This is a genomic window from Rhizobium sp. BR 249 (assembly GCF_047445895.1).
Lineage (GTDB): Bacteria > Pseudomonadota > Alphaproteobacteria > Rhizobiales > Rhizobiaceae > Rhizobium.
Window position 1 is genome coordinate 120,096 of the sequence record NZ_JARWKX010000014.1, and the last position, 26,151, is coordinate 146,246.

Consider the following 26,151-nt stretch of genomic DNA (forward strand, 5'->3'; position numbering starts at 1 on the left):
CTAACTCTTGTTCGCAGGATTCGGCCGGCGGCTGCGGCCGAGCGAGATGACCCGGTCCTTAGCCTCCAGAAGCTTTGTCACTTTCGCGCCAAGCGAGAGTAGCGTCGCGAGCCTTTCCGTTTCAAGTTGTTTTACGTCTTCATACCAATGCGTCAGCTGTTCGATCAGCGTATGCATCTCGCCCATGCGCTCTTGCGCATAGCGCTCGGTTTCGCTCGCGGGGCGCTGCATCAGGATTTCACGCAGGACCGACAGCGTCGGGTCGACTTCCCGCTTCTTTCGTTCCTCGGCGAGCGTCCGCAATATCTGCCAGACGTCATCGGGCGTGGTGAAGAAATCGCGGCGGTCATCCGGCTTGTGCTTGAGAAGGACGAGGTTCCAGGCCTGCAATTCACGCAGGCTCATCGACACGTTGGAACGTGAGATGCTGAGGGAGTCGGCGATCTCCTCCGCGCAAAGCGGGGCGGGAGAGACGAAGAGCAGCGCATAGATCTGGCCGACCGTGCGGTTGATCCCCCAGCGGGAGCCCATTTCGCCGAAGTGGAGAACGAAGGACTGGACGAGAGGCGGAAGATTCATGGTCGTTTCCGTTGTGTCTGTGATTTCAGAAATTTCTGAAATCACCATACTAACTTTCGTATCCAGCCGACAGTCGGCAAAGCGGCCCTGCGTCAATTTGGATGTCCGTTCGTTGATTGTGCATCGGATATAGCCCGGCGCGGCGCGGCCGAATTTGATTTTGATCAAATCCGCGCGCCTGCGCGGCACGCGGAAACGCCCGGCAGCGTATGGCGCGTACCAGGCGTTCTAACTGGACTTTGATGTATGGAGGCGGCTGGACTGCCGCCAGATTCAGATCAAGCCGGCGAGGATGCCGACGCCTGAGATAGCGGCAATGCTGCCGGCTGCCCGCGTCACGAAAACGCCCTGACGTTCACCGGCGCGGCCGACGATATATCCAAGGGCAAGGCCGGCGACGTGCAGCAGCGTGGTTGCGATCATGAAACCGGCGGCGTAGGCCGCACCGGCCGCATTTTCCGGCATTTCTGCGCCATGCGCATGGCCATGGAAGAGGGCGAAGAGACCGACGGTGCCGAGCGCTGCGGCAAGAGGCGCCTTGACGTTGAGGGCAATGGCCGCCCCGAGCACGACGACGGAAAGCGCGATCCCGGTTTCAACGAAGGGAACATTGATGCCGGCCGCGCCGAGGGCGCCGCCGAGCGCCATCACCAGAACGAAGGTCGCCGGCACGAGCCATGTCGCGCGGCCACCGAGCTGAAACGCGAAAACACCGACCATCACCATGGCGAGGATATGATCGAGGCCTGATATCGGATGGGCAAAGCCATGGCTGAAGCCGGCGGCTTCGCCGATGGCGGGATGGGCAGAGGCGACGGCCGGGAGCGCCGCGGCAGCCAAGGCAAGCAGGCCGCTCTTGAGTGCTGATTTCATTGCTCGATCCCCTCGTGAGTTTTCCGATATCCTGTGACGGCCGAACACCGGGCATGGTTACAGGCCGTTCGCATCAAGCTAGTTCAACGAACTTGCGGCGTCAACGAGAACCCAAAAAAATACTAAGCTAATTCAATTGCTTATCTGATAGGCAAATGCCGTTTTTGGCAGCGTCACCTCGATATCGACACATCGAAGGCCTTCAGTTTTCACATTCCCTCCGCCGAAACCTGGAAAGCACCCTGCGCAGGCGCTATCAATCGCTGAGCCGAGGCAGCGCAAAACGCTGCGATGGAGGAGACATCGATGACCAATACCGAACGTCCTCTGGCGATCAGCGCGCCCGAGCCGCGCACGCTCGACCTGATCTTCACCGACGAGGCGCGCGCCGAACTGCATGCGAAATACGAAATCGTCGAGGCCGATCCTGACAATATCGCCGGCCTCGGCGATGGCATCCTCGGCAGGGCGCGCTATATCATCGGCCAGCCGCCGCTTTCGGCGGAAACGCTTGCCAGAATGCCGGCCTTGCGCTCGATCCTCAACGTCGAGAGCAATCTCCTCAACAACATGCCCTATGATGTGCTCTTTGAGCGCGGCATTCATGTCGTGACGACGGGCCAGGTCTTTGCCGAGCCGGTAGCCGAAATCGGTCTCGGCTTTGCGCTGGCCCTGGCGCGCGGCATCGTCGATGCGGATGTCGCCTTCCGCGAAGGCAGCGAGCTTTGGGGCGGGGAGGGCAATGCAAGCGCGCGGCTGATTGCCGGTTCGGAGATCGGCATCGTCGGCTTCGGCGATCTCGGCAAGGCGCTGCGCCGGGTTCTGTCCGGCTTCCGGGCGCGCATCAGGGTCTTCGATCCCTGGCTGCCGCGCTCGATCCTCGAAGAAAACGGCGTCGAACCCGCAAGCCTGGAGGATGTGCTGACGACAAGCGATTTCGTCTTCGTCGTCGCAGCCGTCACCAGCGAAAACAAGGGTTTTCTCGGCGCTGAGGCCTTTGCAAGCATGCGCAGGGGTGCGGCCTTCATTCTCCTCAGCCGCGCCGATGTCGTCGATTTCGACGCGCTGACGGCGGCGGTCTCATCAGGCCACATCGTCGCGGCAAGCGACGTCTACCCGCAAGAGCCGCTGCCGGCCGACCATCCCGTGCGGAGCCTGAAAGGCTTTATCCGCTCGGCGCACCGGGCCGGCGCGCTCGACGGCGCCTTCAAGAAGATGGGCGACATGGTGCTTGAAGACATGGACCTGATGGATCGGGGCCTGCCGCCGATGCGCTGCAAACGCGCCGAGCGCGAGACCGTTTCCCGCATGCGCTCCAAGCCGGTCGCGGTGAATTAAAAAAGCCGCCCGAACTGACTGACAGCTTGGGCGGCATGAATAAGAGCGTTCTTTAAGCGGCGCGCTGCTCGGTGCCCTGGATCGCGGCGAGTTTCCAGTCCGCGCCGGGCCTGCGCACGAAGGTCCAGATCTCGGTGCTTTCGCTCGGCCGGCGGTCGTCGCCGGAGACGACACGGCCGCTGTCGCGTTCGACCATGGCGTCGATCGAGGAGTAGCGCATGGCGAGCGTTGCAAATTCCTGGCCGTCCTCGCGCCAGGCCTCGGCGATATCGCCCTGCAGCAGCTTGACGTCGGAGACGCGGTTGCGCACGCCGTTGGTGGCGTTTTCGCCGAGCTCCTCGGCAAGATAGGACATGGCCTCGGGCGTCGTCAGACGGCGCAACGTGCCGTAGTCTTCGGCGCCGTAAGCGGTCTGCACGTTCGTCAGCAATTCCTCGAACTGGTCGAGATCGGCCTGCGCGAGCCCGATCTCGTCGCTCGGGCGATTGCCGCGCGACTGTCCGGCGTATCCGGCGCCCGAACCGATCGCCGGAATCTGAAACGACGAATGGTTGGCGGGCGACATGCCGTAGGACTGACCAAAGGAGCGGCTTTGACCGCCGACGCCATAAGAAGGCTGGCGGCGGTTGGCGAAATAACGCATGGCGAGCATGATCGCGCCGCCGATCAGGGCGATCTGCAGCAGCATGCCGAGGAAGCCGAAGCCGCCGCCGAAACCGTGGCCGAGCAGCATACCGAGAAGGCCGCCGGCGATCAGGCCGCCGATCATCGAACGGCCGAAGCCGTTGAAGAGGCCGGGCCGCTGGGCGCCGAGGGGCTGCTGTGCGGTGGCCGGCGCCGTCGTCTGCGGACGCGGCGTCATCGACCGTTCGATCGGCGCGGCAGGCGCGGGTGCGGTCTGGGTGACGGGCGGAGCCTGGAAGGTGCGCGTGCCGCGGCTCCCGAAACCGGAGCCGCCGGCGCGGCGGGCCTCGGCATCCCCGAGCGAAGCAAAAACGGTAGCGCTCGTCAGTACGGCAATCGCCGCAATCTTGGCAAAACGCGAAACGGCACCCGGCATTCCTGATCTCCTGTCATGCACAATCGTGGCATATCGGGAGCTAATATAGGTACTCATTCTCAAGTTTGAAGTTCTTCTGCCGCTTTACTGGCAGACGTCGACCCAGCTGGCGCCGGTGAGCTCGGCAAGCCGCCCGGTGGCGATGCGCACCGCCGAATTCGTCGAGCCGGCGGCGGGCACCACCTCGTCGAAGCGTTTCAGCGAGATGTCGCAATAGATGGGCAATGGCGCGGGCAGGCCGAACGGGCAGACGCCGCCGACGGGATGGCTCGTCATCGCAACGACCTCCTCCGCATCGAGCATGCGCCCCTTGCCTCCGAAAGTATCCTTGAACTTGCGATTGTCGAGCCGCGCCGTGCCGCCGGCAACGACCAGCATCGCCTGCTCGCCCACGCGCAGGCAGATCGTCTTGGCGATCTGGGCAGGCTCCACGCCATGGGCTTCGGCGGCAAGCGCCACCGTCGAGGAGCTCTCGGCGGTTTCGATGATTTCGATATCGGGTGCGTGGGTGCTCAGAAAAGCGCGGACGGATTCGAGGCTCATGGCCGGGATGCTAGACCAGGAAAGGCGCAATTTGAAGCGTAAAAGATGCCTGCCGAAAACCGCCGCTTGCAAGTCGCTCGGACATGGTCATAATAATTTTGCACACGTGCTCAAATTTGTCATTCGGCCGTTACAACAAACCCATAGAGCGGGACTTGTCACGTTTTCGCGGGCTTTCGAAACGGTCGTCAACACCAGTGATGACCCGTCAAGAGGCCTCACACTGCTCTTCTGGGGAGATGAAGAAAATGACCATTTTACCGACACTGAAGTCCCTCACCGTCGCGGCCGCCATCCTGGCCTCGACGTCCGCTCTCGCATTCGCCAAGGACGTCACCATCAGCGTCTGGGCCGGCGGCACCGGCCCGAACGACGTCTATCGCCTCGACGCCATCGAGATCGCAGCCCAGCAGCTGCAGCGCCAGGCCGCGCTCAAGGGCGAAGACCTGAAGATCACCGTCGAGAAGAAATCCTACTCCGCCTGGGAGGACTTCAAGCAGGCGCTGACGCTCGCTGCGGAAGCCAAGACCGCGCCCAATATCGTCGTCAGCGGCCATGAAGACATCGCGCCATGGTCGCAGGCCGGCCTCATCGTTCCGATCGAGGATTACGTCGATCTCGACTCCTGGCCGCTCAACGGCATCTACGAGAACCTGCTGCAGATCGCCTCCTACAACGGCACCGTCTACGGCATTCCGCAGGATGCAGAATCCCGTCCGATGTTCTTCTGGAAGCCTTATATGAAGGCGATCGGCTATAGCGACGCCGATCTGGACGCGCTGCCGCAGAGCGTCCAGGACGGCAAGTATACCATGAAGAACCTGCTCGAAGACGCCAAGAAGATGCAGGACAAGGGCCTCGTCCAGGCGGGCTACGGCTTCTATCCGCGCCCCAGCAACGGCCCCGACTACTGGCAGTTCTACACCAGCTTCGGCGGCACGATGGAAGAGGGCGGCAAGCTCGTCTTCGACAAGGCGGCGATGACCCGCACCTACCAGTTCTTCGCCGATGCCGTTAAATCAGGCGTCACCAAGAAGAACCATATCGGCATGCCGGGCGACCAGTGGTGGAAGGAAGTCGCCACCGGCAAGGCCGGCATCTGGGACGGCGGCACCTGGCACTATGCCCGTCTCGTCAACCAGGAAGGCCTCAAGGACTTCTTCGGCAACGTGATCTTCGCGCTGATCCCGGCCGGCGAAGGCGGCAAGGCCAACACGCTGACCCATCCGCTCGTCTACCTCTTGACCTCAGGTCACGACAAGGAAGACACCGACATCGCCGCCCAGCTGATCACGATCGCCTCCGAGCCGCGCATCAACGCGCTGCATGCGGTCAAATCGGCCCATCTCGGCATCTCCGAGGCAGAATCCGAAGTCGATTTCTACTCGGCCGACCGCTGGACCCGCGAAGCCACGGAACGCCTGCTGCCGCATGCCAATGCGATGCCGAACAATTCCGATTTCGGCACCTACTGGAACATCATGTGGAAGAACCTCCAGGTATCCTGGACCGGCGACAAGACCGTCGATGCCGCGGTCAGTGATGCCGAGAACGAGCTGAAGAGCACGCTCGGCGACAAGATCGTCATCCGCTGAAGCATTCCTCCGGGCGGCGGCAACCCCGCCGCCCGGCCGGTCCCGCGAGGAGGCTGCCATGAAATCGTCCAGAACACTCGGACTGGTGATGATCGCGCCCGCGGCGATCATGATCGTCCTGTTCTTCCTGCTGCCGGTCGTTCTGACGGCGGTTTTCTCGATGACCAATATGACGACCGCGACCGGTATCTCCGGCGGTGTCTACCAGATCGCGCCCAATTCCCTGATCACGCTGAAATCGGCGATGCCCGACATCGCCGCCGAGATTTCCGAGCCGCGCTACGCAATCGATGAAGCCGGTCTCAAGGCCGTGGAGGGCCTCGGGCTCGCGCCGGGGATTGCCGGCGAATTGCGCGCCAAACATACGGGCGAGGTCTTTGCGACCCGCCGCGACGCCGAGCGGATGATCAAGGATCTCTCCGAGAGGCCTTCGACGCGCGACGTCAAACAGATCTCCGAACAGTTCAACCGCTCCGTCGTCAACACGCGCTTCGACAGCAAGGAACAGCTGTTTTCGGCTCTTGATACGCTGGGCCTCAAGCTGACGCCGGAACAGAAGGAAACGGTCGCCACGGCCACCTATACCGGCTGGACCTGGACGACCGACAATTTCTCGCGCCTGGCCACGTCGCCCGACATGGCGCGCGTGCTCCTGAATACCGCGCTCTACGTCGCCCTGGTACTGACGCTTTTCAATGTCGGCTATGCGCTGCTGCTGGCGATCTGGACGCATTACATGCCGCCGGGGCCGGCCTCGATCTTCCGCGGCATCTGGCTCCTGCCGCGCATCACCCCCGTGGTCATCTATGTCCTGCTGTGGAAATGGCTCGCCTGGGACAGCGGCTTCATCTCCATCCTGATGGGCAAGTTCGGTTATCCCCCGAAGAACTACCTGCTCGACACCGCCTATAACGCCTGGTTCTTCGTCGTGCTGATCAACGGTTTCATCGGCGCCTCGATGGGCATGCTGGTCTTCTCGTCGGCAATGAAGGCCATTCCCAAGAGCCAGTTCCATGCGAGCGAGGTCGACGGCGCTTCACGCTGGCAGCAGATCCGCTACATCATCCTGCCGCAGATGCGCTGGCCGATCCTCTTCGTCACCTGCTACCAGACGCTGTCGCTGCTCGCCTCCTTCAACGAGATCCTGCTCGCCACCAACGGCGGACCCGGCAATTCGACCGAGGTCTGGGCGCTCGCCGCCTATCATACCGCGCTCAGGAATTATGCCGGCAATCTCGAATACGGGCTGGGTGCGGCCATGGCGCTGGTGCTCGTCGTCATCGGCGTGACGCTGTCGCTCCTCTATCTGCGCGTCTTCAACTACCGCACGCTTGTCGCCAAGCCCCTGATCGAGGATTGACCATGGCCGAACGATCGCAGCCCTCGGCAAATTACAGCAGCTGGCCCGTCATATCGGCACTGACGATCGTCAGCCTGCCGCTGCTCCTGATGTATGTCTATCTCTTCCTTGACACCGTGACGGTAAAGCAGCCGGACGCCTTGCTGCCTTCCGGCCTGACGCTCGATCACTGGCGTTTCCTGTGGCAGACGACGCCGGGCAAGGCCAATATCTGGCAGGTGACTGTGAATACGCTGCTCTTTGCAGCCTGCACCACCAGCGTCGTGCTCATCGTCTCGTCGATGGCGGGCTACGTGCTGTCGCGGCTGAATGTGCCGGCGCGCGGCTTCTTCCTTACCGGCGTCATGGTGCTGCATGCCTTCCCCTCGGTGACGCTGATCATCGCCATCTTCATCGTGCTGCAGATGATCGGCCTCTACAATTCGCTGGTCGGCGTGATCCTGGTGAAGGCGGCGATCGACCTGCCGCTCGGCATCTGGCTGATGAAGGGCTTCTACGACACCGTGCCCTGGGAAATCGAAATGGCCGGCGTCGTCGACGGCGCCTCGCGCTTCCGCGTCTGGCGCAGCCTCGTGCTGCCGCAGGTCAAGCCCGGCATCATGGCGCTCGGCCTGTTCTCCTTCCTCTCCGGCTGGGGCGAATTCATCCTGCCGCAGGTGCTGGCGCCCGGCAACCAGGTACAGGTGCTGTCGGTTTATCTCGCCGGCTTCCTGGTCGACGACAACAACTACGATTTCAACATGTTCAAGGCGGTCGGCATCTTCTACTTCCTTCCGGTTCTGATCGCCTACGCACTCTTCAACAAATATCTCATGAACATCTACGGCGGCGGGAGCAAAGGCTGATGCGCATTCTCCTCGACAATTTTTCGAAGAGCTTCGGTTCCACCAAGGTCATCGAGAACATGCAGCTCGAAGTCGGCGACGGCGAGATGCTGGCGCTGCTCGGCCCTTCCGGCTGCGGCAAATCGACGACGCTTTTTGCGGTCTGCGGCATTCACCGGCCGACCGGCGGACGCATCCTCTTCGGCGACCGCGACGTCACCGACCTGCCGAGCCAGGCCCGCAATGTCGGCGTCGTCTTCCAGTCCTATGCGCTTTACCCGCACATGACGGTTGCCGAAAACATCGGCTTTCCCCTGAAGGTGAAGGGCGCCCCCGCCGCCGAAATCCGCAAGGAGGTCGACAAGATCGCGGCCCTCGTCCAGATCGGCAATCTGATGGGCCGCCGGCCGGCCGAGCTTTCCGGCGGCCAGCAGCAACGTGTGGCGCTCGCCCGCGCGCTGATCCGCAAGCCCGACGTGCTGCTGCTCGATGAACCGCTCGCCAATCTCGACGCCAAGCTGCGCCTAGAAATGCGCTCGGAAATCCGCCGCCTGCAGCGCGAGACCGGCATCACCGCCATCCTCGTCACCCATGACCAGGTGGAAGCGATGAGCATGTGCGACCGCATCGCCATCATGAAGGAAGGCGAGATCGTCCAGATCGCCACGCCGGCCGAAATGTACAATGATCCCAAGACCGCCTTCGTCGCCGGCTTCCTCGGCAATCCGCCGATCGCCTTCCTGCGCGGCATCATGGACAAGGGCGCCTTCGCAATCCCGGAAAGCGAAATCCGAGTAGCTTTGCCTGATACCGTCGCTGCCGCCGAAGGCACGAGGCTGATGCTCGGCGTCCGGCCGGAGCATTTTACACCAGCGGGCGACACCCCCGTCTCCGGCAAGATCACCTTCGCCGAAACTCAGGGGCGCGAGAACCTTTACGACGTTGCTCTTGCCGGCGGGCCGCTGCTGCGCTCGATCCAGCCGGTGCGCAACGACATTCACGTCGGCGACGATGTCCGTTGGGCAATCGACAGCCGCGGCGTGCTGGTCTTCGATGAAAATGGCGGGAGGCTCTGATGCCCCGCGATTTCTCGGCATTTTTCGAGCGCTACGGCTGGCCGGCGGCCAAGGGCCGGCTTCCCTTCTGCGTCGGCCATCGCGGCGCCAGCGGCCACGAACGCGAGAACACGATCGCCGCCTTCCGGCGCGCTGCCGAACTCGGCGCTGAGATGTGGGAGCTCGACACGCAACTGACCAAAGACGGCGTGGTCGTCGTTTCGCATGACGACCATCTGGAACGCGTCTTCGGCATCGATCGCCGTATTTCCGAGATGACGGCCACCGAACTCGCCGCCCTCGACGGCGTGGATGTTCCGAGTTTTTCGGAAGTGGCCGCTCTCGGCCGCGAGACCGGAACCGGTCTCTATGTCGAGCTCAAGGCGCCTGGAACCGGCCTGCGCTGCTGGCGTCATCTTGCCGAGATGAACCAGCGTTTTGCCTGCCTCGGTTCCTTCGACACCGCACAGGTGCGCGAACTCAGGGATGCAGGCTGCGATTTCCCGCTTTCGGTGCTGATCCGCGTCGGCCACGATCCGCATCTCCTCGGCGACGAGGCGGGCGCCGATATCCTGCATCTCTGCTGGGAGAGGGCGGGAGAACGCCCGCAGGATCTGGTGAGCGAGGCGCTGATGACCCGCGCCTTCGAAGAGGGCCGCGAGATCGTGCTCTGGCACGAGGAACGGCGGGCCATCCTCGACGACATCACGACGCTTCCGGTACTTGGCATCTGCACGGATCTGCCCGATATGATGCGGCCGCCGGCAGAGAGGGAAAAAGCAGTTGGCAGACAGGGATAAGGGACCGCGCAAGGTAACCTCCTTCGACGTGGCGCGTGTGGCAGGCGTCTCGCGCGCCGCCGTGTCGCGCGCCTTCACGCCGGATGCCAGCGTCTCACCGAAGACGCGCGAGAAGGTCTATCAGGCCGCCAAGGAACTCGGCTACCGGGTGAACTATCTCGCCCGAAGCCTCACCAACAAACGCTCCGATCTCGTCGGCCTCGTCGCCGCCGGTTTCGACAATCCGTTCCGCACGCTACAGATCGAGCATCTGTCACGGGTGCTGCTCGCCCGCAATTTCCGCCCCATCCTGCTGCCCACCTCACAGGAAGCGGATACGTCGACCGTCATCGGCCAGTTGCTGCATTACGCCGTGTCCGGCGTCATCGTCACATCGGACGCGCCGCCGAGCGAAATCTGCGAACAATGCGCGGCCGAAGGCGTGCCGATCGCGCTGATCAACAAAGGCAACGACATTCCCTTCGTCGACCGCATCATCTCCGACGACCGCATGGCCGGGCATCTGGCCGCCAGCCACCTGATCGACAGCGGCGTACGAAAACCCGCCGTGATGGCCGCCCCCGCCAGATCCTATACGGCACGGCGCCGCAGCGAGGCCTTCGTCGCACGCTGCAAGCAGCTCGGCTTCGAGGCGCAGTTTCTGCAGGTCAGGATCAACGATTACCAGAGCGGTTATGCCGCGGCAGGCGAACTTGCCGCCTCCGGCATCGACGGGCTGTTCTGCGCCAATGATTACATGGCCTGCGGCGTAATCGACCGCGTCATGCAGGGCCGCGGCCGCGATGATGCGCCGCCGATACGCATCATGGGCCATGACGATATTCCCCAGGCGAGCTGGACCGCCTACGAGCTTACAACCATCCGCCAGCCCTGCGATATCCAGGCCGAACAGACCGTCGATCTGCTGATGAGCCGGATCGCAGAGCCTGATCTGACGGCGCGCGTCGAATTCACGCCGGTGACACTGATAAAAAGAAGGACTGCCTGATGAATTCCGCATTCGATGCCACCGCCATCCGCGCACGGGCGCAGATCGCGATCGCCGTTGCCCTCGAGGTCGGGCGGGAAACGGCGCGGTTTCGGCGCGACTCCAACTCCGGGACGCTTGCCGTCGAAAACAAGGGATTGCAGGACTTCGTCACCGTCGCCGACAGGAAGGCCGAACAGGCGATCCGCGACGGGCTTCTCTCGCATTTTCCCGGCGATACGTTCATGGGAGAGGAGAGCGGCGGGCAATCGGGTGGGACCGGCACCTGGGTCGTCGATCCGATCGACGGCACGACCAATTACATCAGAGGTTTCAGCCACTGGGGCGTCTCGATCGCCTTCGTCATCAATGGCAGAGTCGAGATCGGCGTGGTCTATGACGCAACCGAAGACAAGGTCTTTCACGCGGTCCGCGGCGGCGGCGCCTTCAAGGACGGCCGGCCGGTGCACGCGGCTGCGACGGCCGATCCGGCCAACGCGCTCGTCATTCTCGGCCATTCCCGCAAGACCAGCTTCGACGATTATCTCGCCCTTTCCAAGCGGCTCCACGAGCGCGGCATGGATTATCGCCGCATGGGTGCGGCCGCCATCGATCTCGTCCGCGTCGCCGAAGGTGCGGCCGATCTCTATTACGAACGCCATCTCAACGCATGGGATATGCTCGCCGGCGCGCTGATCGCCGAAGAAGCAGGCGCGATGGTGGCGATGCCGCCGGTCGAAAGATTGCTTGCACAAGGCGGACCGGTGATCGCCCATTCGCCGGGGCTTGCCGGCGAATTCGCTTTCATCCTCGACATCGAAGGGCTGGCGCCCGTTCCCGGTTAATCCGCCATGCGCCGACGCCAGGCGCGTTGGGTCGCCGGCGCCTCGTCGGTGGTGATCTGGTCCGGCTTGAGCGTCATCAGCGCCGAGAAATTCTGCCACTCCTCGTCGTTGAAGCCGGCCTCCGGATCCTTCAGAGTGAAGGTCCAGGCGTCGACGCGCTTGCCGTGGTCCCGGCACAGCGCGATCATATCCAGCCCCTCTTTGGCGGCATTGAGGATCAGCGGCCAGTGGAGATAGACCGTGTCCGGATCGGTCGGGCCGTTTAGGTCGGCGCGCAACTCCATCTCGACCGCCTTCCAGCCGCTGGCCTTCCTGATGTCGTAAAGCTTGTCGGTCGGATCGATGCCGCGCAGCAGGTGCGGAAGCTTCTGCCCGACCGCGACGATGAGGTCGAGGCTGCCGCCGCTGACGATCACCGAAGCGGCGATATTCCGGAAATGCTCGGCGAGATGGGCAATACCCCTCGAACCGATCGCTTCATAATCGTCCTTCATGTCGAATTGCAGCAGTGCGTCCGGATGCGTCGATTGCATCATGGCGGCGAGATCTTCGCTGAGGATCAGCGGCCGGCCGCCTTCCTGCATCCTGATATCGCGGAGATCGGTGATGTTCTTCGCGGCGATCGACCCATGGCCCGTCGTTTCACCTTCGAGCTCCTCGTCGTGCAGCACGACGAAGCCGCCGTCAGCACGCACGCGCAGATCAAGCTCCATCGACGCACCGGCTGCAAAACCCTCCGCCATCACCTCGGCTGAGAACAGCGGATCGGCAAACCGCTTGCGCAGCCGATGCCATTTCAAGCGGGTACGATGTCCCGCGTGCAAAATCTCCAGGCCCTGCGCATCCAGCAATTTCGTCATCTCTGCCGAGTCTCCGTGAAGCCATTCTCCTGCCTTGACGAGCCGTGATTATCAAGGGCCGAAGATTGGTTTCATCGACTGTAGGTCGCCGAAACAGCCTCCGAGGCGGCGGCAATATCGGCCGGATGGCCAGCCTGCCTGAGGGCCACACCATAGGCCACGACATTCGTAAGCACCGCCTGGAACGTGGCGCGCGAGCGGGTATGATTCAGGCGCACGAGACGGTTGGGCGCGTTTCCCAAACCTTCGGTCAACTCGACGCCCAACCGCACGGCAGCGCCAATCAAGGCGGCAGGCTCCAGTCCCGCCGGCACCGGCGCGGCCGTCACCAGGTTGGAAGCCTTTGCCGGCGGCACCCAGGCTCCGGCGCCGAGTGCGGCAAGGCCTGCCCGTGTCGCCGATGCCGCGAGCGCATGGCGGGCGATCAGCGTCTCGATACCTTCGGCCTCGACCCGGTCGAGCGCCGTCTCCAGCGCGAAGAATTCCAGCGGCGCCGGCGTTCCCGGCAGAGCCTGCCTGCCACTGTCGATCCATCTCTTCAAATCGGCCAGCGACAGGATCGAATCGCGCGGCGCGTCATCTCTCAAAATCAATTCCCAGGCGCGGCGGCTGAGCGAGAGCGCAGAGACGCCAGCCGGACCGCCGAGCGCCTTCTGCGGACCGATGATTGCAATGTCGATGCCGAGAGCGTCGACATCGAGCCGATGGCCGCCGACGGAAGCGACCGCATCGACGACGGTGACGATGCCGCGTGAACGGGCAAGCGCCAGGATCTCCGGCAGGGGGTTCAAGATGCCGCTCGCGGATTCCGCGTGAACCACAGCGAGCACACCGATGCGAGGAGCGGCATCGAGCTCCGTGGCGACCACCTCGATCTCGATCGGCAGGCCCGGTTCGGCAACGAGATCCCGGACCGTGGCGCCACCCCGATGCAGCCATTGCCCGAACCAGCCGCCATAGGGACTGGTGACGATGTTGAGGACTGAAAGGCCGGGATGCGCAAGGCTGGCGGCTGTTGCCTCCAGCGCCACCACCGCCTCGGCCTGCACCAGCAATATATCGTTGCGGCTCTGCAAGATGCCGCCGATCCTGTCGGCCAGGACTGCATAGCGTTCCGCGGGATAGGAGGGGAGGCCGTGCAAGGGATTCCAACCAGGATCGGACATGGACGTTTCCTTCAGGACGGATCAGTGACGAGACGGGGGACCGCTTCCACGAGCGCTCGGCCGGCAGCCGATTTCGGTTCGGCAACGACTGCCGCCGCCGGGCCGGTCTCGACAATCCGCCCGCCATCCATGACGGCGATGCGGTGGGAGACGGCGCGCACCACGGCAAGATCGTGCGAAATGAAGAGACAGGCAATGCCCTGTTCTTTCTGCAGGCCGACCAGAAGTTCGAGTATCTTGCCGCGCACCGTGACATCGAGCGCCGAGACCGCCTCGTCAAGCACCAGCAGAGAGGGACGCGTGGCAATGGCCCGGGCGATCGCCACACGCTGGCGCTGGCCGCCGGAGAGCGCACGGACCGGCCGGCCGGCGAAATCGGCAGACAGGCCGACACGTTCGAGAAGCATTGCGATCTCGCCGGCGCGCCGTTCTCTCGGGACGACGCCATGAATGCGTAACGGATCGTCGAGAACGGTGCCCACAGTCGCCAGCGGATTGAAGGCCGCGAGCGGGTCCTGGAACACCATCTGCATTCGCGCCCGTTTGCGGCGCAGCGACGCGCCGTTCAGCGCAAGCCAATCTTCTCCCTCGAAGCGGATCGAACCGGCATCACAAGAGAGAAGCCGCAGCAGGATTCGCGACAGCGTCGATTTTCCGCTGCCTGAGGCGCCGACGAGACCGAGTGTTTCGCCGGCTGCAATCGTCAGCGAGACATCGTCGAGAGCGGCGATTCTGCGCCCGGAGGAAGAAAAGCCTTTCGAGACGTTTTCGATGGAAAGCAGCATCGGGTTCATGCCGGCGCCCCGGCGATCAGCGGCGGTGTCTCGAGGTCGCGATGGCTGGCGATGAGGGTGGCGGTATAGTCGCTTTTCGGCGCCGAAAGCACCGAGCGGACGGGACCCGACTCGACCAGCCTCGCATTATGAAAGACGGCGATGCGGTCGATGAAGCCGGAAGCGAGCGCGATGTCGTGGGTGATGAAGACAAGCGTCATGCCATCCTGACGCACCAGACCATCGAGAAGACGGATGATCTCGGCCTGGACGACGACGTCGAGCGCGCTCGTCGCCTCGTCGGCGATCAGCAGCGCAGGTCTTGCGGCAATGGCCGCCGCGATCGCCACGCGCTGGCGCTGGCCGCCGGAAAGCTGATGCGGAAAGGCCCGTATCACTTTCTCAGGCTGCGGCATCCGCACCCGCTCGAGCAATTCCTCGGCTCTGACATAGGCCTGTCTCCATCCGAGCCCGAGATGGCGCCTTGCGCCTTCGGCGATCTGCTCGCCGATCGTCAGCACGGGGTTGAGGCTGGAACCCGGATCTTGAAAGACGAAGCCGAAATCGCGGCCAGGACGGGGCGGACGACCAAGGCCGGGCCAGTGCATTTCGCCGCCGACCCTCGCTCCTTCAGGCAAAAGCCCGGCGAGGGCGCGGGCGAGGGTGCTCTTGCCGGAGCCGCTTTCGCCGATGATGGCCAGCCTCTCGCCGGTGACGATATCGAGATCGATACCATCGAGCGCGGCCGTGCCGTTTCTCTGCGGTCCGTAGATCACCGAAAGTTTTCGCAGGCTGCAGAAAATGTCGCTCATGCCGCCCTCACGCCGTTCTCGACCAGCGCCTTGCCGAGGCCTTCGCTGAAGAGATGGACACCGAGCACGGTCACGGCGAGGGCAGCGCCCGGGATGACCGAGAGATAGGAGGCCGAACGCAGGACGCTGCGGCCCTCGGCGATCATCGAACCCCAGGTGGCGATATTCGGATTGCCGAGACCCAGAAAGGAAAGTGCCGCCTCGGTGAGGATCGCGCCGGCAACGATGGTGGCGGAAAGCGCCAGCACCGGCGGCAGCGCATTCGGCAGGATCTCGCGGAAGGCGATCTCGGCGGGATGCATGCCGATCACTCTTGCCGAGGCGACATAATCCTGCTCGCGGATCGCCAGCACCTGCGCTCTCGTCAGCCGCGCCGGATCGGCCCAGGCGCCGAGCGCGATGGCAAGAACGACGACCGGCGTCGAGACGCCTATGGTGCTGACGAAGGCAAGGGCGAGCAAGAAAGCCGGCACGATCTGGAAGGCATCGACCACACGCATCAGCGCCTCATCGACGACTCCGCCAGCAAAACCGGCCGCAATACCGACGCAGACGCCGAGAACCATGGCCGAAAATGCCGCCGCAAGACCAACGGCGAGCGAAGTTCGCGCTCCATAAAGCAGGCCGGCGAGGACATCCCGACCGAGACGATCCGTGCCGAGCGGAAAAGCCGGATCGGAAAACGGCGCAAGCAGTGCGTGGCCGGTAATCCTCAAAGGATCGCCCGGCGCGACGATGGGCGCAAGCAGGCCCGCTAGAAGCAGGATGACCAGGATTACAAACCCGATCACGCCTTCCGGCTGGCGCAGGAACCGCTGAAGCCGGCTCATGCGCCGCCCTCCGAAGCGCCGATGCGCGGGTCGAGCGCGGCATAGACGAGATCGACCAGGAAGTTGACCGATATGACGAGGACGGCGCTGGTGACGATAATGCCCATCAGCAGCGGCGCGTCGCGGCCGTTGACCGCCTCCTGAGCCAGCCGCCCGAAACCGGGGATGGCAAAGACACTCTCGATCACCACGCTGCCGCCGAGCATGGCCGCCGATTGCAGCCCAAGCATGGTGACGAGGGGCAGCAGCGCATTGCGCGCGACATGGCGCAGCACGATGCGGCTGCGCGACAGGCCTTTGGCGCGGGCGAAAAGCACGAAATCCAGCTTCCAGGCCTCCGTCATGCCGGCCCGCATCACCCTCAGAAACAGGGCGAGATAGATCAAGGCAAGCGCGCCGACCGGCAGAACCAGATGATCGGCAATATCAAGCGCGCGCGCAAAACCCGTCTTACCGGACGCGATCGTCTCGATGCCGGCGATCGGAAACCAGCGCAGCTTCACCGAAAAGGCGATGCTCAAGACCAGGCCGAGCCAGAAGCTCGGAATGGCATAAACAACAAGCGAACCGATCGACAGCAGCCGGTCCCGCAAGCTGCCCGGCCGCGCGCCGGCAAGGATGCCGAGGACCGAGCCGAGACCAAAGGAAAGCGCCGTGGCGCTTCCCATCAGCAGCAGCGTATTGGGCAGGCGTTCGGCGATCAGTTCGCCGACCGGCCGGTTGAAGGCGACCGACCAGCCGAGATCGAACCGCACCAGCGAAGAGAGATAAAGCCAAAGGCGTGCGAGCATGGAGCGGTCCAGGCCATAGCTCTCGCGCAGCGACTGGATCAGCGCCGCGTCACCGCCGCCGATCGAGCCGAGATAGGCGTCGACCGCATCGCCCGAAGCAGATTCAAGCAGGAAAAACGTGAAAATCACCACGATCAGCAGCACCGGAATGCTGCTGATCGCCCTGCGCCTCAGGAGAATGATTGCTCGTTTCACGCCGGAGAGGGCCTCTGGAAGAGAGTTGCCGCCAATCCTATCACGATTGCAGCGCGGTATCGCCCCAGTTCGAAACGGCCCAGCGCGGATTGTTCGAGACGTTGAGCACGGTGTCGCGGGCGACGGTGATGAAGCCCCATTCCGCGACGTTGATCAGCGGCAGATCGGCGACGACGAGCTGTTGGAACTTGCGGTAGAGATCAGTGCGCGTCGCCGTATCGACCGTCTCGGAAGCCTGCGCGATGATCTTGTCGAGCTCCGGATTGACGTAGCCGCCCTGGTTGGAGAAGGGCACGCCATCAGGCGTGCCGGATCGGACGAGAATGGTGGTGGAGATCGCCGGATCGCCGCGGAAGACCGGCGGGCCGACGGCGAGATCAAAATCGTGATCGGTATAAACAGCCTTCTGATGCGCGGCCGCATCGGCATTGACGATCTCGGCATCGATGCCAATCACCGCGAGCGCCTGGCGCAGATAGTCGCCGAACTGCCGGGTCTCGTTGAAATAGGGCGCGGGGCGAAGCTTCAGCTTGAAGCGGTTGCCGTCCGGCCCCTGTTTATATCCTGCCTTGTCGAGAATATCGTTGGCGGCCGCGGGGTTGAAATCATAGGTCGCGACATCCGGCGTATAGAACTCCGGCGCATTCTTCGGCACCGGCCCGGTCGAGGCAGCGGCGTAACCGAGGAAAATCGTATCGACCACGAATTTCTTGTCGATTGCCTGCGCGATCGCCTGGCGGACCCTAAGATCGGCCAGTTCCTTGCGACGGTGATTGATCTCGACGACGAGCTGGTAAGTCAAGGCCTCGTAGCCCTTGGAAATCACCTTGATGCCGTCGACCTTGGAGATGCGGCCGAGATCGGCAAGCGGCACCGCCGAGAAGGCGGCAAGCTGGATTTCGTCGGCTTCGAGCGCAGCACCCGCCGCCTCGCGGTCGGGCAGCACGCGGTAGACGATCTCGTCGAGTTTCGGCTGGTCCTTGTCCCAGTAGTTCTCGTTGCGCGCCAGCCGGTAATATTCACCGGGCTTGTATTCGGCGAAGGTGAAGGGCCCAGTGCCGACGAGCTTGTTGTTAGCAGGATTGGTGGCGATATCGCTGCCTTCAAAGATATGCTTGGCGACGACGCTTGTCACAACGGGCAGCGCATTACGGATGAGCTGGAACGGCGTCGGCTTGGAGAAACGGAAGATCGCGGTGTAATCGTCGGGCGTATCGACGGCTTCGAGATTGGCGAAGACCAGGCGGCCGAGATTCTGCAGCGGCTTCCAGATATTGAGCGCGGAGAAGGCCACATCGACCGAGGTGAAGGGCTTGCCGTCGTGCCAGGTCACACCATCGCGCAGCTTGAAGGTGACGGAGAGGCCGTCCGGCGAACCCTCCCAGGAGATGGCGAGACGCGGCGCAAGCCCGTCCTTGCCGTCGAAGGACGCTTCGGCGAGCGGCTCGATCACCTTGCTTGCGATGAAGAAGACGCCGTTCGAGGCGACGATGGCAGGGTTGAGGTTCTTCGGCTCGGAATCGGCCGCGACGACCAACCGGCCACCCTTTGGTGCATCCTGCGCAAAGGCTTGCCGGGCGAGCGCCGTCGAGGCGAAGAGCAGGGCGGTGCCCTTCATCAGCGTGCGCCGCGAGATTTCTGGAATGATCATGCGCCCTCCGGATCGATCAAATTCCGCGCACCCATATTCGGGGCGAAATACCAATTGTGATAGAGATTAAATTCGAATGATCAGGCCGGGCGAGACATTTTTTGTCACCCAGCCATTATTTCATTCAAGCGCTGGCGGCCAAGCGTGCGGGCTCGCTGAAGAGGTTGCGATAAGCCGCACCCGGATGCGGCGCGGCAAGCCTGGGTCCCGCGCCCCCAAGCTTTTCGCGCAACGTTCCCTTGGCATATTCGGTCTTGTAGACGCCGCGCTTCTGTAATTCCGGCACCAGCAGATCGACGGCATCCTCGAAACTCTCGGGCGTCACGGCATAGGCCAGGTTGAAGCCATCGACATCGGTATCCTCGATCCATTCCTGCATCAGGTCGGCGACCGTCTGCGGCGAGCCGACGAAGACAGGACCAAAGCCGCCGACACCGACCCAGTCGGCCATTTCGCGCACCGTCCACTCCTTGGTCGGATCGATCGTCGTGAAAGTCTCCACGGCCGATTGCACGGCATTGGTATGACGGTGCCGCAGCACCTCATCAGGTCCGAACTGGCCGAAATCGATGCCGGTCCAGCCGGAGATCAGCGTCAGCGCGCCCTCGAAAGAGGCGTATTTGCGGTATTCGTTGAACTTGCGCTGCGCCTCCGCATCCGTCTCGCCGAGAATGACTGTCTGCAGGTTGAAGGCGAGGATTTCGCGCGGGTTGCGGCCGGCGCGCTCGGCCGCCTCGCGGACATTGGCGACATAGCGTTTCAGCACGGCCTTCGACGGCGAGGCGACGAAGATGCATTCGGCATGGGCGCCCGCGAAATCCTTGCCTCGGCTGGAAGCGCCGGCCTGGTAGAGCACCGGCGTACGCTGCGGCGAGGGCTCGCTCAAATGAATGCCGGGCACGTTGAAATGCTTGCCGGAATGGTTGATCGGATGGACCTTCTCGGGATGGGTGAAGATACCGCTTTCCCGGTCGCGAACGACGGCGCCGTCCTCCCAGCTGCCCTCCCAGAGCTTATAGCAGACTTCGAGATATTCCTCGGCGAGATCGTAGCGATCGTCATGCTTCGTCTGTGCCGGCTGGCCGATATTGAGCGCGCCGCTGTTGAGATAGGAGGTCACGATGTTCCAGCCGACGCGGCCCTTGGTCAGATGGTCGAGCGTCGAGATGCGCCGGGCGAAGGTGTAGGGATGCTCGAAAGAGAGCGAGGCGGTCAGGCCGAAGCCGAGATGCTCGGTCTCGTAAGCCATGGTCGGGATGAGCTGCAGCGGATCGTTGACCGGCACCTGAGCGGAATGGCGTAGCGCCGCATCGACATTGCCGTTCAGCACGTCATAGACGCCGAGCACATCTGCGATGAACAGCCCATCGAACTTGCCGCGCTCCAGCGTCTTTGCCAGATGCACCCAGTAATCGAGATCCTTGTAGGTCCAGGATTTGTCGCGCGGATGGCGCCAGAGCCCCGGCGACTGGTGTCCGACGCAATTCATGTCGAAGGCGTTCAGCCTGATTTGACGGGTCATGTCTTTGTTCCTTGGAATTTAAGGATTGGTACGGCCGAGGCCGTAGGTCAGCGCCAGGGCTCCGACGAGCACGGCGCCCTTGACGAAATCCTGGGTGTAGTAGGGAGCGTTCAGCATGGTGAGGCCGTTCAGGAGCACACCGACGAAGACGGCGCCGGCAATGGTGCCGAGCACGTTCGGACGGCGCAGGTTGAGAACGGCAAAACCGATCAAGGCAGCGGCGACCGAATCCATCAGCAGCGAGCCACCCGACGAGATATCGCCGCGCCCCACCCGGGCGGCGATGACGATGCCGCCGAGCGATGCCAGCGTGCCCGATATGACATAGGCGAGCGTCTTCAGCCGGACGGTCGAGGCCCCGGCAAGCCGGGTGGCGACCTCGTTGCCGCCGGTCGCAAACAGCAGCCGGCCGATGCGGGTGCGTTCGGTGAGCACGAAGAGCGCGATGGCGACCGCCGCCATCAGCAGCACGGAAACGGGCAGGGTGCCGAAGATGCTGTAGCGGCCGATCAGCAGGAAGGCCGGGTCATAGGCCCCGGTCGCCTTCGAGCCGTCCGGCAGGGTGAGACCTGCTGAAATCGACCGGCCCGCTGTCGGGATCAATTGCAGGCCGGACAGCAGGAACATCATCGCCAGCGTCGCCAAAAGATCGGGCACCCTCAAGCGCACGATAAGGAAGGCGTTGACGAGACCGACGAGGGCGCCGAAGGCAAGCACCAATGGCACCGCCGCATAGGCGTCGAAGCCCCAGACGATCATCGCATAGCTTGCCGCCATGACGCTTGAGGCGGCAACCGCGCCGATCGACAGGTCGAAGCCGCCGACAGCAAGCGTGACGGTGACGCCGGCGCCGAGAATGGCGACGACGGACACTGCCTGCAGGATGCTCATCAGATTGGCGATATTGATGAAGGCGGGCTCGGCGACCGTGAAACCGACGACGAGAGCCGCAAGCAGGATGAAGACTGCGCCCGCCCGCAGGAACGCGCCGAGAGCGGCAAGGCGGTTGCGGTCGGCACGCGGCAGGGCGCTTGCCTGCGACAAGGTTTCTTCGTCGATCGTCGTCATGCGGATATTCCATGGATTTCGGGATGAAGGGCGGTCCCGCCGATTGCGGGTCTCAACACATGGCGATCAATGACGAGGATGCGGTCGGCCACTTCATAGGCCTCCTCCGGATCGGAGGTCGCGATCAGCGTCGCCCGGTCGGTGCGGCTGCGGATGGCCCGGATGATGTCGCGGCGGGCGCCGACATCGACGCCCTGGAAGGGTTCGTCGAGCAGCAGAAGCCGGCTCGGCTCAGCCTCCCAGCGGGCGATCACCGCCTTCTGCTGGTTGCCGCCGGAGAGCGACCAGATCGAGGCGAGCGGGCCTGCGGCCTTGATGCCGAGACGGACGACCGCCTGCTCGGCCTCGCGCCGTTCGCGGCCACCGAGAAGGAAACCATGCGGATACCATTTGGCGAGATGCGGCAGGCTGATCGTCGCCGACAGCGAATGGCCGGGCCATGCCGGCGGCATCAGCGAGGAGCGGTGCCGGTCTTCGGCCGCCATGGCGACACCTGATGCAATCGCCTCGGCCGGACTTTTCGGCCGGTAGGGCCGTCCATCCAGAAACATCCCACCACGGCTAAGCGCCGTTACGCCGAAGATCGCCTGGAGCAACCGGCTCTTGCCGGCGCCGAGCACGCCCGTCACCGCCACGACCTCGCCCTCATGCAGCGACAGGTCGAAGGGCGTGCTTCCAGGCATCAAACTGATATCGTGCATCTCGAAAATTGCCGGCCCGGTCGCGGGCCGCGCATCCGGCCGCGCCGCATCCAGCCTGCGGCCGATCATCGTCTCGATGGCACTTGAAAAATCGATCGGCCGCGCGAAGGTGCCGACGACGCGGCCACCGCGCATGACCAACGCACGATCGGCGATCGCTTCCAGATCGGCGGTGCGATGTGAGATGTAGAGGATCGCCAGGCCCCGTTTGCGAAGCCTCAGCAGAATATCGAAGAGGCGTCGGCTTTCCTCGCCGGAAAGGCTCGCCGTCGGCTCGTCGAGGATGAGAAGATCGGCGCGGTTGGCAAGTGCGCGCGCAATCGCCACGAGTTGCCGGTCGGCGCTGGCGAGTTCGCCGAAATCACGGTCGAGCGGCAGGCTGAAGCCGGCGGCATCGAGCATTGCCTGTGCCGCGCTGCGGATGCCGGCCCGCGACACGAAGAAAGGCGTGCTGCGATCGGCGAAGCGATTGAGAAGCAAGGCGTCGGCAACGGTCAGTCCCGCCGCGCCGACGAGATCCGTCGATTGGTGCACGGTGACGACACCGGCTTTCGCCGCTTCGGCCGGGCTGCGCGGCGAGAAGGGGCGGCCATCGAAATGGATCGTGCCGCCATCGGCCGACAGAACGCCGGACAGGATCTTCACCAGCGTCGATTTGCCCGCGCCGTTCGCGCCCATCAGTGCCACGATCTCGCCGCGCTCGATCGAGAGATGGGCGCCGGCAAGCGCTTGCGTCGACCCGAAGCTGCGAGTCATGTTGTCAACGTGGAGAAGCGGCATCGGCAAGGTCCGGGACTGCATTTGTATCGGAAGTGTGCCTCGTTCGGACGGTCGAATTCCAGGCACGCATTTCCCTGGCGAACTACGCGAGGGAAACAAAGAATCTCCCGAAGCCCGCAAAATCGGATCATTTAATCTACTAAAAGCATAGATATTATATCTAATAAATCAACGCGTCGCGAGGGCTGAACCTGTCAGACGACGCCTCCGATTGTCAGAAGGAACGCGACGATGAAATCCCTCGCACGGCTTGCACTCTCCGCCGCCGTCATTCCGTTTATTTTCATTCAAGGCGCACATGCCGACGGTCTCTCCGGTGCTCCGGCCCCCTTCGACAAGGGCGGCGTCAAGGTGGCGCTGATCAGCTACATCTCGGCCGGCGATTTCTTCCAGGCCTATCAGGCCGGCGCTGAGGCCCAGGCCAAGGCGCTGGATATCGATCTGCGCGTCTTCCCCGGCCGGCAGGACGCCGCCGAGCAGCGCGAACAGATCCTGCAGGCGATCAATCTCGGCGTCTCCGGCATCGTCATCGATCACGGCCTGCCGGAATCGCTCGGCGACGTCGTGCAGCAGGCGCTCGACAAGGGCATCAAGGTCGTGGCCTTCGACGTCAACCTCAACAATTCCAAGATCCCGCAGGTGGAGCAGAGCGACCATGAGCTCGCCTCTCTGGCGCTCGAGCAGGCGGTGAAGGATAACGGCAGGGACTTCAAAGCCGGCTATGTCTATGTCGCCGGCTTCGCGCCGCTCGACCGCCGCAACGAAGTCTGGGACAAGTTCAAGTCCGACAATAAAGGCGTCGTCGAAAAGGCCCGCTTCGGCAATGTCAGCGACACGACGGCGACCTCGACCGCCGACCAGGCAAAGGCCGCGCTCACCGCCAACCCCGATATTTCAGTCGTCTTCGCGCCCTATGACGAATTCGCCCGCGGCGTAAAACTTGCCGCCAACGACCTCGGCATATCGAGCAAGCTCAAGATCTATTCGGCAGATGTCTCGACGGCCGATATCCAGGAAATCACCGAGGAGGGCAGCCCTTGGGTCGCAACCGTCGCGACCAATCCTGCCGTCGTCGGCGCCGTCTCCATCCGCGCCGCAGCGCTCGAAATCGCCGGCCAGACGGTTCCCCGCCAGATCACCGTCAAGCCGACGCTTCTCACGCAGGAGAGCCTGCGCGCAGCCGGCGTCAAGACGATCGAGGATCTAGCCGCAAAGATCCCGGCCTTCAGCACCAGCGATGCGGCGACCGCTAGCTGGATCCCGGACAGGCTGTTCTGAGATTTTTCAGTTCGATCCTTCCGGCGGAAGCGTGCGGCTCCCGCCGGATCATCTTTTAAAGAATTGGAGTTCCGCCATGAGCCAATCCAATGTCGTCTTCGCGACCAGCCGCAACCCGACGCGGGAAGACCTTTTCGCCCGTGCCGAGGAAATCTCGGCCGAACTTTCCCAGCGCGCCGCTGACCTCGACCGCGAAGGCCGCCCGCCGCTTGCCGAGATCGTCAAGCTGAAAAATGCCGGCCTGCTCAACGCGCTGCATCCCGCCGAGATCGGCGGCGGCGGCCTCGACTGGGTCGACGGGCTGAAACTGGTGCGCATTCTCGCTCGCGGCGAGAGCTCGATCGGCCAGCTGCTCGGCTACCACTATGTCAACAGTCAATACATCTACTGGGCGCTCGACCCCGCGCGCGCCTACACGCTGGGCAGCGAAACGGTGGCGAAGAATCTCTACTGGGGTGCCGCGGTCAATCCGCGCGATCCCGGGCTGGTGCTCACCCGCCGCGGCAACGGCTATGTGCTGAACGGACGCAAGTCCTTCTCCACGGCTGCGCGGGTTTCCGACTACATCAACGCCAATGCGGCGCTCGACGACAAGGTCGTCGGTTTCGCCGTGCCGACCAATCGCCCGGGCTACGTCGCCAATGACGACTGGGACAATATAGGTCAGCGCCTGTCGGACAGCGGCAGCGTCGAATTCCACGACTTCCCCGTCTATGAGGAAGATTTCGTCGGCGCGCCCGCCGCGCCCGATGCGACGGCACCGGTGCTTTCGACCTTCAACACGCCGTTCATCCAGCTGGTCTTCGTCAACTTCTATCTAGGCACCGCCGAAGGCGCACTGCAGGCGGCTGTCGACTACGTCCGCACGACCACCCGGCCGTGGATCACCTCAGGCGTCGAGCGGGCAGCCGACGATCCCTATATCCTCGAACGCGTCGGCGAATTCACTGCGGCGCTGAAAGCTTCCGCAGCCCTTGCCGACAGCGCGGCGGCTGCCGTGCAGGCGGGCGTTGCCCGTGGCCCGAAGGTGACTGCACGCGAACGCGGCGAAGCGGCAGCGGAAGCCTATGCCGCCAAGGTCCACGCCACCCATGTCTCGCTTGACGTCACCTCACGCGTCTTCGAACTGACGGGCGCCCGCTCGACGGCCGACAAATACCGCTTCGACCGCTTCTGGCGCAATGTCCGCACCCACACGCTGCACGATCCTGTCTTTTACAAAGCCAAGGAAGTCGGCGAATTCGTGCTGAACGATCGGATACCGGAAGTCAGTCTTTATAGCTGAAGCGCTTGCACCCGGCATCGAAAACAAAACTCCACCGCCCGCAATAGGCCGGTTTGCCGACAACCTCTCCTCCGTCATGCTCGGCCTTGTGCCACTGGTGTCCGGTTTAAATTTGGTCACCATTGGAGGCTCATCTGTTGGGGATTGGCTGGTGGGCTGCCGTGTGGTCGCAACAGGCGGTCGATCCTGCGGCGATGCATGAGATTGGCGCGCACCAGGCGGGCGAAGGCGAGCGGGCTTGCGACGGTGGTCTGGTCTGCCTTGGCCATCTGCAGCAGCAGGTATGCGATCAGGGCGACGGCGATCTGGATGCGCACGGCATTCTCGCTATTGCCGATGAAATGGCGGATCTTCAGCGTCTGCTTGACCCATCGGAAGAACAGCTCGATCGCCCAGCGGCGCTTGTAGAGCGCGGCGATCTCTTCAGCCGGAGCATCGAGATCGTTGGAAAGGATGCGCAATATCTTGCCGGTTTCGATCCGCACGCAGACCTCCCGAACCGGCACGCTCATCGGGTTCCTGCGGCTTTTCGCCATGCGCTGCGGCAGGAGGCCGACCCGATCCGACAGGATGGTTCCAACCAGGCTAACCGCTCTTTCC

General features: G+C 63.4%; 25 protein-coding genes. 10 read left to right on the plus strand and 15 right to left on the minus strand.

The window, feature by feature from the left end; all coding sequences use genetic code 11:
* The gene (locus tag QD408_RS15145) at nt 1-579 is read right to left on the minus strand and encodes a GbsR/MarR family transcriptional regulator (RefSeq protein ID WP_064806603.1); all 579 of its coding nucleotides are present in this window, start codon (nt 577-579) and stop codon (nt 1-3) included.
* A gap of 273 nt (nt 580-852) precedes the next feature.
* The gene (locus QD408_RS15150; RefSeq protein WP_414139873.1) at nt 853-1,452 is read right to left on the minus strand and encodes a HupE/UreJ family protein; all 600 of its coding nucleotides are present in this window, start codon (nt 1,450-1,452) and stop codon (nt 853-855) included.
* A 306-nt stretch (nt 1,453-1,758) separates the two neighbouring features.
* On the opposite strand from QD408_RS15150, the gene QD408_RS15155 reads away from it, so the two are divergent.
* Nucleotides 1,759-2,790 (plus strand): hydroxyacid dehydrogenase, encoded by a 1,032-nt coding sequence (locus QD408_RS15155; RefSeq protein WP_414139874.1) that lies wholly within the window; start codon nt 1,759-1,761, stop codon nt 2,788-2,790.
* A 52-nt stretch (nt 2,791-2,842) separates the two neighbouring features.
* On the opposite strand, the gene QD408_RS15160 is transcribed toward QD408_RS15155, so the two are convergent.
* Together QD408_RS15160 and QD408_RS15165 are read right to left on the minus strand one after the other, a co-directional pair.
* The gene (locus QD408_RS15160) at nt 2,843-3,850 is read right to left on the minus strand and encodes a Tim44 domain-containing protein (protein WP_414139875.1); all 1,008 of its coding nucleotides are present in this window, start codon (nt 3,848-3,850) and stop codon (nt 2,843-2,845) included.
* 84 nt (nt 3,851-3,934) lie between these two features.
* Nucleotides 3,935-4,393 carry a YbaK/EbsC family protein gene (locus QD408_RS15165; RefSeq protein ID WP_088682651.1) on the minus strand — a complete coding sequence of 153 codons (459 nt, stop codon included), beginning with the start codon at nt 4,391-4,393 and terminating at the stop codon, nt 3,935-3,937.
* Between the two features lie 248 nt (nt 4,394-4,641).
* Between QD408_RS15165 and QD408_RS15170 the strand changes: the two genes are divergently transcribed.
* The 7 genes from QD408_RS15170 to QD408_RS15200 are packed head-to-tail and all read left to right on the plus strand — an operon-like array spanning nt 4,642 to nt 11,839.
* Nucleotides 4,642-5,988, plus strand: coding sequence for an extracellular solute-binding protein (locus tag QD408_RS15170; RefSeq protein WP_414139876.1), 1,347 nt, complete (start codon nt 4,642-4,644; stop codon nt 5,986-5,988).
* A 58-nt stretch (nt 5,989-6,046) separates the two neighbouring features.
* Nucleotides 6,047-7,348 (plus strand): carbohydrate ABC transporter permease, encoded by a 1,302-nt coding sequence (locus QD408_RS15175; RefSeq protein WP_414139877.1) that lies wholly within the window; start codon nt 6,047-6,049, stop codon nt 7,346-7,348.
* Nucleotides 7,349-7,350: 2 nt separating this feature from the next.
* On the plus strand, nt 7,351-8,193 hold the full coding sequence (locus QD408_RS15180) for a carbohydrate ABC transporter permease (protein ID WP_414139878.1): 843 nt from the start codon (nt 7,351-7,353) through the stop codon (nt 8,191-8,193).
* Nucleotides 8,193-9,248, plus strand: a complete 1,056-nt coding sequence (locus QD408_RS15185; RefSeq protein WP_414139879.1) for an ABC transporter ATP-binding protein — start codon at nt 8,193-8,195, stop codon at nt 9,246-9,248. The genes QD408_RS15180 and QD408_RS15185 overlap by 1 nt, the downstream gene beginning before the upstream one ends.
* Nucleotides 9,248-10,027, plus strand: coding sequence for a glycerophosphodiester phosphodiesterase (locus QD408_RS15190; protein WP_414139880.1), 780 nt, complete (start codon nt 9,248-9,250; stop codon nt 10,025-10,027). The genes QD408_RS15185 and QD408_RS15190 overlap by 1 nt, the downstream gene beginning before the upstream one ends.
* Complete coding sequence (locus QD408_RS15195) at nt 10,011-11,015, plus strand: LacI family DNA-binding transcriptional regulator (protein WP_414139881.1); 1,005 nt, start codon at nt 10,011-10,013, stop codon at nt 11,013-11,015. Before QD408_RS15190 ends, QD408_RS15195 begins: the two co-directional genes overlap by 17 nt.
* The gene (locus QD408_RS15200; RefSeq protein WP_414139882.1) at nt 11,015-11,839 is read left to right on the plus strand and encodes an inositol monophosphatase family protein; all 825 of its coding nucleotides are present in this window, start codon (nt 11,015-11,017) and stop codon (nt 11,837-11,839) included. Before QD408_RS15195 ends, QD408_RS15200 begins: the two co-directional genes overlap by 1 nt.
* On the opposite strand, the gene QD408_RS15205 is transcribed toward QD408_RS15200, so the two are convergent.
* The 10 genes from QD408_RS15205 to QD408_RS15250 all read right to left on the minus strand — a co-directional run bounded on the left by QD408_RS15205 (nt 11,836) and on the right by QD408_RS15250 (nt 22,988).
* A complete protein-coding gene (locus QD408_RS15205; RefSeq protein WP_414139883.1) occupies nt 11,836-12,699 on the minus strand; it encodes a glycerophosphodiester phosphodiesterase in 864 nt (287 codons plus the stop codon). The two genes, QD408_RS15200 and QD408_RS15205, sit on opposite strands and share 4 nt — an antisense overlap.
* A 71-nt stretch (nt 12,700-12,770) precedes the next feature.
* Nucleotides 12,771-13,865, minus strand: a complete 1,095-nt coding sequence (locus QD408_RS15210; protein WP_414139884.1) for a pyridoxal-phosphate-dependent aminotransferase family protein — start codon at nt 13,863-13,865, stop codon at nt 12,771-12,773.
* An 11-nt stretch (nt 13,866-13,876) separates the two neighbouring features.
* On the minus strand, nt 13,877-14,659 hold the full coding sequence (locus QD408_RS15215) for an ABC transporter ATP-binding protein (RefSeq protein ID WP_414139885.1): 783 nt from the start codon (nt 14,657-14,659) through the stop codon (nt 13,877-13,879).
* Nucleotides 14,656-15,450, minus strand: coding sequence for an ABC transporter ATP-binding protein (locus QD408_RS15220; RefSeq protein WP_414139886.1), 795 nt, complete (start codon nt 15,448-15,450; stop codon nt 14,656-14,658). The genes QD408_RS15215 and QD408_RS15220 overlap by 4 nt, the downstream gene beginning before the upstream one ends.
* The gene (locus tag QD408_RS15225; RefSeq protein ID WP_414139887.1) at nt 15,447-16,280 is read right to left on the minus strand and encodes an ABC transporter permease; all 834 of its coding nucleotides are present in this window, start codon (nt 16,278-16,280) and stop codon (nt 15,447-15,449) included. Before QD408_RS15225 ends, QD408_RS15220 begins: the two co-directional genes overlap by 4 nt.
* Nucleotides 16,277-17,266 carry an ABC transporter permease gene (locus tag QD408_RS15230; protein WP_414139888.1) on the minus strand — a complete coding sequence of 330 codons (990 nt, stop codon included), beginning with the start codon at nt 17,264-17,266 and terminating at the stop codon, nt 16,277-16,279. The genes QD408_RS15225 and QD408_RS15230 overlap by 4 nt, the downstream gene beginning before the upstream one ends.
* Before the next feature lie 40 nt (nt 17,267-17,306).
* Nucleotides 17,307-18,917, minus strand: coding sequence for an ABC transporter substrate-binding protein (locus QD408_RS15235; RefSeq protein WP_414139889.1), 1,611 nt, complete (start codon nt 18,915-18,917; stop codon nt 17,307-17,309).
* Between the two features lie 124 nt (nt 18,918-19,041).
* Entirely contained in the window at nt 19,042-20,439 is a 1,398-nt protein-coding gene (locus QD408_RS15240) for an LLM class flavin-dependent oxidoreductase (RefSeq protein WP_088682636.1), read from the minus strand.
* Between the two features lie 18 nt (nt 20,440-20,457).
* Nucleotides 20,458-21,507, minus strand: coding sequence for an ABC transporter permease (locus QD408_RS15245; protein ID WP_414139890.1), 1,050 nt, complete (start codon nt 21,505-21,507; stop codon nt 20,458-20,460).
* Nucleotides 21,504-22,988: a sugar ABC transporter ATP-binding protein gene (locus tag QD408_RS15250; protein ID WP_414139891.1), complete on the minus strand. Its 1,485-nt coding sequence runs from the start codon at nt 22,986-22,988 to the stop codon at nt 21,504-21,506. The genes QD408_RS15245 and QD408_RS15250 overlap by 4 nt, the downstream gene beginning before the upstream one ends.
* 231 nt (nt 22,989-23,219) lie before the next feature.
* Between QD408_RS15250 and QD408_RS15255 the strand changes: the two genes are divergently transcribed.
* Nucleotides 23,220-24,266, plus strand: a complete 1,047-nt coding sequence (locus QD408_RS15255) for a substrate-binding domain-containing protein (RefSeq protein ID WP_414139892.1) — start codon at nt 23,220-23,222, stop codon at nt 24,264-24,266.
* A gap of 76 nt (nt 24,267-24,342) precedes the next feature.
* Nucleotides 24,343-25,551, plus strand: coding sequence for an acyl-CoA dehydrogenase family protein (locus tag QD408_RS15260; protein WP_414139893.1), 1,209 nt, complete (start codon nt 24,343-24,345; stop codon nt 25,549-25,551).
* A 116-nt stretch (nt 25,552-25,667) separates the two neighbouring features.
* Here QD408_RS15260 and QD408_RS15265 read toward each other — a convergent pair.
* A partial coding sequence (locus QD408_RS15265; RefSeq protein ID WP_414139894.1) for a transposase occupies nt 25,668-26,151 on the minus strand: 484 nt, incomplete at its 5' end.